Genomic DNA, 6,405 nt, shown 5'->3' on the forward strand with positions numbered 1-6,405 from the left:
TAAATTATGGGTGTCAAAAACACCGAAGAAAAGACACCCTTTTCACAAAGGATGTCTTCATTTAATTTTCGTTCGGTTTCAACCTTCTGCTTTTGAAATCAATAGCCCGCCAACTTGGACTTGGGCGATAATTACTAAAAGTGATGGTCACTAAATCATAAGGGGGATTATGGGCACCTTCAAATGTAGTTACCTGAACCGTCACATCAAACCAGAAGCTGCCTTCTCTAAACTTCTTGATTTTGAGAATCCTTTGGTTATAAAACTGCTTTGGTTGACCGTAATGTTTCTCAATTTCTTTTCTAATTAAAGGAAATAGCAAATTGAGGATCACATCATCACGCAACAAAACATCGCTTTTAGTTACGGTTTCAGCTTTAACAGGTGAATAAGAGAAAAGGGTTAAGCAGCCAATAAATATGAAAAGGCTTTTTCTCATACAATTCCTCCGTCAGGTTTCTCTTATTATTAACAATTAAAGAATCTTTATTAAGCTAACCTGCCCCGTTAGCTCAATAACAAAAAAGGATCGCCGCAGCAATCACCGCTCTTCAATTCTTGCAACCTATAGTTTAAGTACAATCATTCTCAACTTTTTCTTTTAATATCCGGGCAGACTTCTTTATATAATAATTTTATCTTTTAATGCATAAAACCCCAGGTCGATTCATTTGAGCAACTGCACTATAATAATAAGTTATTGTAAAATGGCTTTTTTCTTTACCAAATTACCTGTTGTGCCCTCGGCCCAGTGTTCTATTTTTTTCTTTTTTACAATACTTGTATTTAGCATTGGTAGGGGTGTTTCTTTGGCTCAAGACTATACAAGTCATTTTTCAAATTTGAGTTTTTCCTACTATTCTCGTATAAATATTAAATCTTCCAAAAGAAATTCCAATGCAGCAGACAGAGTTGTATTCATATTCTCAAAATATGCACATTCCAAAGGAACGTATTTATCTTCAATGATATCTCCAGGATTTAAGTCATCTTCTTCGTTACAAATGTGCTGATACAAGAAAAAATTACATCCCATTTCACCTAGATGTTCTTTCTTCACCAACACTTCAATTCCATTGTTCAAGCGGAATAAACCTAATTCATAATCGTCCATTTTTTTCATTATAATTTCACCTTTCGTATGTACTTTGGGTATTTGCCAAATCTATAACATTATATTTTCTTTGTGGAATAAAAAAAGGTTTTAACTCAAAGAATTTGTTCTTTTATAAAATTTATAGCTTCGATATTCCCTTTTTCCCATAAAACCCTGCACTATCTTCAATTCAGTACCTTTAAACTTTGATGCATAAAAAAGAGCATTAATCCTTCCTGGATCAATGCATCATTGTAAATTAAAACTTAACTCAACAATTTTCTTAAACCTTTACACCTGTACGTAAAGACCTAAGCTTTTTTAACTTTTTAAAAAAATTTTGCTTTATCACTACGTTAACTTAATATTTTTTTAGGAAAAGTCTTTATTTCTATAAAGTAATTGTAGGAATTTTCCTTTATTTTTATATCATCTATTGAACTGCTACGTTAGCACAAGAAGAAAGCCGCCAAAAATGGCAGGCTGGATCTTCAACTCTAACACCCGTTAGTTGAACAAGAATCTTTATTTATAGACATTTGGGAAGTAGGGATATTTATTAATTTCGGGGTATTTTCTTAATAAAGATTCAATATACATTTCTACACTTTCGATACATCCTTCTATAAAATCGTTATATTCCATAGAATTATATTTAGTAATGGGCATTTCTTTTTGAAAGCAGATTTTTTTTCCATCGTACCAATAATACTTATCTTCTCCCCAATCTCTAATACACGATACTAAAGAAACGATGTCCTGTTTTTCCTCCAAATAAACACAAAGCTGTATACTGGTTTGGTCATCTTCCAAAAAATATTGTTTGTTCAATTTCAACATTTTAGGAGTAGCTAATAAAGAATGAATAAAAGGAAATACAGGAACGCATATCCCACTCTTATTGATATAATTCTCTGTAAACCAAGATTCACCGTAATAAGACGGAGAAAAATTTTTAAAGAACGACTGACCATTTATATGAATATCTAATCGACACCAAAAATCTATATCAACTAAATCATCTTCAAACAGTTCAGGTAAAACTTCATCTGGTTCTGTATGGAAGATAAATTGAAGTTTTGTCATATTTTTAATCCCCTTTACGATAGAAAGACGCTTAACTGACAACTTTTTTCTTTCATTAATGCACCCGTTAGTTCAACAAGCAGATGCGCTTTTAGTGCATATTGTCTTCGTATTGTGCATCAATACTAACTAATAGTTAACCTTAAATCTCATTCTTTACAGATAAAAACATCCATAATACATAGGAAAGCATAAGTGTCTCGAATATTAAAAACATAATAAATGTACCTTTGACCTTTCGGTAAATCCACCAAACTATAATACTTGGTATGGTATATACGATGCATAGAAATCTAAAATTTGACCAGTTTGCACCATCTGGTGAATCAGTCAAGAGCATACCTGTTGGAAGAAAAAAGAATATCAATGCACCTACATTACAAGCTATGAATGTCCAAATCATTTTTTTCATTATCATACTCCTTCGTAATATGGGTCAAATGTGACATAAAAATCATATATGTTTTCATCCCTGTTCTTCAACTAAACTGCCCCTAGCTTAACAAGAAAAAATGACCGCCGTAGCGATCATTGCCGGAAATCAATCTTTCACTCAAGCACCCGTTACTTTAAGTACAGCTCTTCACAAACTCTTTAACCAATACTTATAATTTCAGATAAGTCAGCATTATAGATGTAATACTCAAAATTGCCACTAAGATAATCAGACCAATCAGCCGCTTCAAACGCTTAGCCAACTTTTTAGCCAATTCATCTGTAATAACTTGGTCTTCATCTAGTCTTTGAAATTCTTTTTTTAAACGATACAACTGTTGAAATACTAACACCACGCAAATCACAGATAGAATTAAACTTAAAATTGCTATGATTTTCAAAAATCTTCACGTCCTATCTTTAACTCTTGCACCCGATAGTTTAAGTACAATATTTCACAATGTTTCTTCAAGAATAAGAAAAAAAGTGACATTAATCTTGAAGAATCGCATTTATCTTAATTCATAGACATCCCCAAAAAATAATAACCAGCCATTAATCCCCAGACCGTTAAACCAACATTTAGTGCTAAACCCCCTACTTTATCGATATTAAACATCCAATTATTAAAAAAGAAGATGATGGTGTATTTTAGGAACAAGAAGATGATGAAAGTTGTCATACTTTTAGTATTAAAAATATCCATTAAAGAAGTTATAAATAAATAGCCCGAAATACCGCAAGAATAGACTATAAAGCGTTCAAATTTATCTATATAAGGATTTACCACAAAAGTGAATGCAAATATAATTGGTAGTCCTACCAATATAAGATATTGAATAATATGGTAAGTTTTACGGTTTAACTTCATTGTCATTATTAATCCCTCACTAAAAATCGGTCAATTAAATGATGCATTTTATGTTTCTCATTACCAACAATAATTTATCCCCACCATCGCACAAACACATACTGACCATACTTCAACTTTCTCTAGTGTAATTTTACACTAATTATAACAAATAACCCTGTCATTGGAAATGTTTTTTATTAAACTAACCTGCCCGTTAGCACAAGAAGAAAAAGCCACCACAATGGCAGCTGGATCTATAACTATTGCACCCGTTAGTTGAATAAGAAACATGTTTAATAATCCTTATTCGATACACACCAGCCACTTTTTTGTTTTATTTTTGTTTAATAATATGACTTCGGTATTAGAAATCCACTTCAAATCCCCAAGATGTTTAACAAATGCAAACCCATTTGGTCTTTCAATAAAAAGAATTTCACTTTTCACCGATTCATTAGTATCTCTTGATTTGATATTCATCGTAACGGTATATTTATCTATTTCGTGCTGACAGAAAATTTCTGCGGTATATTTTCTTGATGGGGAAGCCTTTTGTTTCCATACATATTCATTTTTATAATTACTTTCTATAACATTTTGATAAGCTTGTTTAAGCATTGGTACTTCCCATTCATAAGTTTCTGCTACTTTTAAGACTCCTTCATATAATTTTTCTAATACAAATTTCTTTTTTTCTTCTTTTTCACATTTTGTATAGGTCCTAAAGTCAAATTCCACTTCTATTTCAGTAAAGCCATCACAAGTTTGTATTTTATTGGAGTTTATTCTTTCTACGCAATTTATCATAATTTTTTTAGTTTCTTGAGTTAGATATTTACCCAAATGATGTAGATATAAATCAGCAATACATCTAATCTCATCCCGAAAGTTTATTCGCTTTTTCTTCCAATTCATCTCATAATCAAGACGTATTGCATCATTTTCCTGCAATGCCTGATTATTTATCAATTCTTCAATAAAAGCCTTATTTTCCTTATATGGTAAGTCTAAGTCTATATCTCTTAAAAGCAGAGAACTCACCCTCTCATTTTTTCTCTGGTTAACTAGATATTAACCTAAATTACCTTTTATGTGCACCACCAACTTACATGTCTTCTTCAGCTAACCTGCCCCGTTAGCTGAAGAAAGGTGCAGAATTAATACACACTAAATATATCATCAAATACTTCACCTGTTTCATAATCAAAAACCATTCTATATTCGCCTATCACTGAATCATCGTACTCAAAATTGAGTCTTATAACTACGTGATTAAAGTCCTCATCTGGATAATTTGTAATTGTAAAAGAAACTGTTTTAATATAAATGGAAAGTTTCTCAGGCTTAAAGCCTTCCTTAAATGTTTCTTCATATTCTTCAGGGTACTCTTCCTTCCAACTATTAAAATTCTCCCAAAATCCTTGAATAGTTTCTCGCTCTAAATCCTTCTCTAGTATCCATTTTTTAAAGTCCTTTACATTAATAAAATTGGACATTTAAATCCTCCTATAATGGCATCATCCATTGATTTCTTCATTGAATTGTTTAATTCCTTCTTGAAGTAACCTGCTCGTCAATATCAAAAAAGGATCACCGCAGCAATCCTTGTTCTTCCACTATTGCACCCGTTTGTTTAAGTACTTTGTTTCACAAACTCCATTCTAATTTAGGCAATAAAATGTCTAACATTTGACCGGCACCGGCCAAGTTAAGCTATTAAAAAGGATTGCCTAAAGAAAGAAATGTAAATTAATGAACAACATCTTCTGGATTTGACATAAAAAAAGCTAACCCTATTCTGTTAACTTTATCATTTCTTTATCTCATCAAGGTGTTGAGAATAGTATACAATGCCGCGTTTGAAGTACAGTAGTTTCTCATCAGAGGTTGTCTCGATTAAATTGGTCAAAAGAATTTCTAAAGCTTCCTTGTAACCCTGAGTATTATACAAGGCGATGGCGAGATGTACTTGCAAGGCCCGGTTGTAAGGAAATTCTCTCACACCTCGACGTAATGTTTCAACAGCTTGATGATAATATCCTAAATACCGATACGTGCTCCCCAAGCCGAGTAAGGCTCTTTCAAGATCTGATCCAGAAAGTCCCTGCTCAATAGACTTTACGTAGAAAGGAATAGCTTCTTTCTCTAATCCGGAATTGTCATTAACCACAGCTGTCTGAAAATTGATCTCTGCATCATCTGGGTAGGAATTTACCAAATCTAAAAGCAGCGTTCGAGCTTCCTCCAAAATAGCTGGATCCTGCTTGGCCCGTCCCTCTTCACGCAGTTTAATCGCTTCTGTCAGACGTTCTCGCATTTGCTATCAACACCTTTCTTCTATTCTCTTTCTATATGGTATTGTATTCTCCGATATACATATAAAATACTTATTCAACTAAACAGCTCCGTTAGTAGAACAAGAAAAAGAGCCGCTGCTACGACTCTTTGTTAAACTAAAGCACCCGTTAGTTGAAGAACCATTATTTTTTACTATAATCCTAAAACCTTAACAATTATAATGAGGAACAATAAAATGATATTTAGCCAAACGAAAAATTTAATGATAACTTCAGCCCATAACTTCCTTCGTAGTCCAAAATAAAGAATAACACAAAAAAATAGGAGGCTATAAACTTCCCTTTTAATTCCCAAATCATCGAAATCAATGAATGTATTTATTAAAACAGAGATAACAAATAAAAAAATGTATGTCTTAAACTTTTTTTCTTTTCTCTCGGACTCATCTTTAAATTCATACATTTTTCTTACCTCAACTTTTCTTCCTTTTCCTTAAGTTTAACAAATATGGTTCTTAAACTAAACTGCCCGTTAGCCACCCATACAGCGCAAGCGCTGCACCACAGAGAATGAAAATTGTTTAAAACCGTCAATAATGATTCTACGGCTGGGAGTGGAAGGTCGATACACTATGGTG

At 32.6% G+C, this 6,405-nt stretch carries 9 protein-coding genes; all 9 read right to left on the reverse strand.

Annotated features, from left to right (window positions below; translation table 11 throughout):
* Positions 1 to 61: 61 nt before the first annotated feature.
* Entirely contained in the window at positions 62 to 439 is a 378-nt protein-coding gene (locus J7E66_RS31355; RefSeq protein WP_215007964.1) for a DUF3888 domain-containing protein, read from the reverse strand.
* Positions 440 to 856: 417 nt separating this feature from the next.
* A complete protein-coding gene (locus J7E66_RS31360) occupies positions 857 to 1,123 on the reverse strand; it encodes a hypothetical protein (RefSeq protein WP_215007967.1) in 267 nt (88 codons plus the stop codon).
* Positions 1,124 to 1,621: 498 nt separating this feature from the next.
* Entirely contained in the window at positions 1,622 to 2,182 is a 561-nt protein-coding gene (locus J7E66_RS31365) for a hypothetical protein (RefSeq protein WP_215007970.1), read from the reverse strand.
* Positions 2,183 to 2,324: 142 nt separating this feature from the next.
* Positions 2,325 to 2,594 (reverse strand): hypothetical protein, encoded by a 270-nt coding sequence (locus tag J7E66_RS31370; protein ID WP_215007973.1) that lies wholly within the window; start codon positions 2,592 to 2,594, stop codon positions 2,325 to 2,327.
* A 193-nt stretch (positions 2,595 to 2,787) separates the two neighbouring features.
* Positions 2,788 to 3,018: a hypothetical protein gene (locus J7E66_RS31375; protein ID WP_215007976.1), complete on the reverse strand. Its 231-nt coding sequence runs from the start codon at positions 3,016 to 3,018 to the stop codon at positions 2,788 to 2,790.
* 116 nt (positions 3,019 to 3,134) lie between these two features.
* A complete protein-coding gene (locus tag J7E66_RS31380) occupies positions 3,135 to 3,494 on the reverse strand; it encodes a hypothetical protein (RefSeq protein WP_215007978.1) in 360 nt (119 codons plus the stop codon).
* 279 nt (positions 3,495 to 3,773) lie between these two features.
* Positions 3,774 to 4,511 carry a hypothetical protein gene (locus J7E66_RS31385; RefSeq protein WP_215007981.1) on the reverse strand — a complete coding sequence of 246 codons (738 nt, stop codon included), beginning with the start codon at positions 4,509 to 4,511 and terminating at the stop codon, positions 3,774 to 3,776.
* 116 nt (positions 4,512 to 4,627) lie between these two features.
* Positions 4,628 to 4,966, reverse strand: a complete 339-nt coding sequence (locus J7E66_RS31390) for a hypothetical protein (RefSeq protein WP_215007984.1) — start codon at positions 4,964 to 4,966, stop codon at positions 4,628 to 4,630.
* Between the two features lie 314 nt (positions 4,967 to 5,280).
* Positions 5,281 to 5,787 (reverse strand): tetratricopeptide repeat protein, encoded by a 507-nt coding sequence (locus J7E66_RS31395; RefSeq protein ID WP_215007986.1) that lies wholly within the window; start codon positions 5,785 to 5,787, stop codon positions 5,281 to 5,283.
* Between the last annotated feature and the right edge of the window lie 618 nt (positions 5,788 to 6,405).

The organism is Bacillus sp. ISL-7, assembly GCF_018613065.1.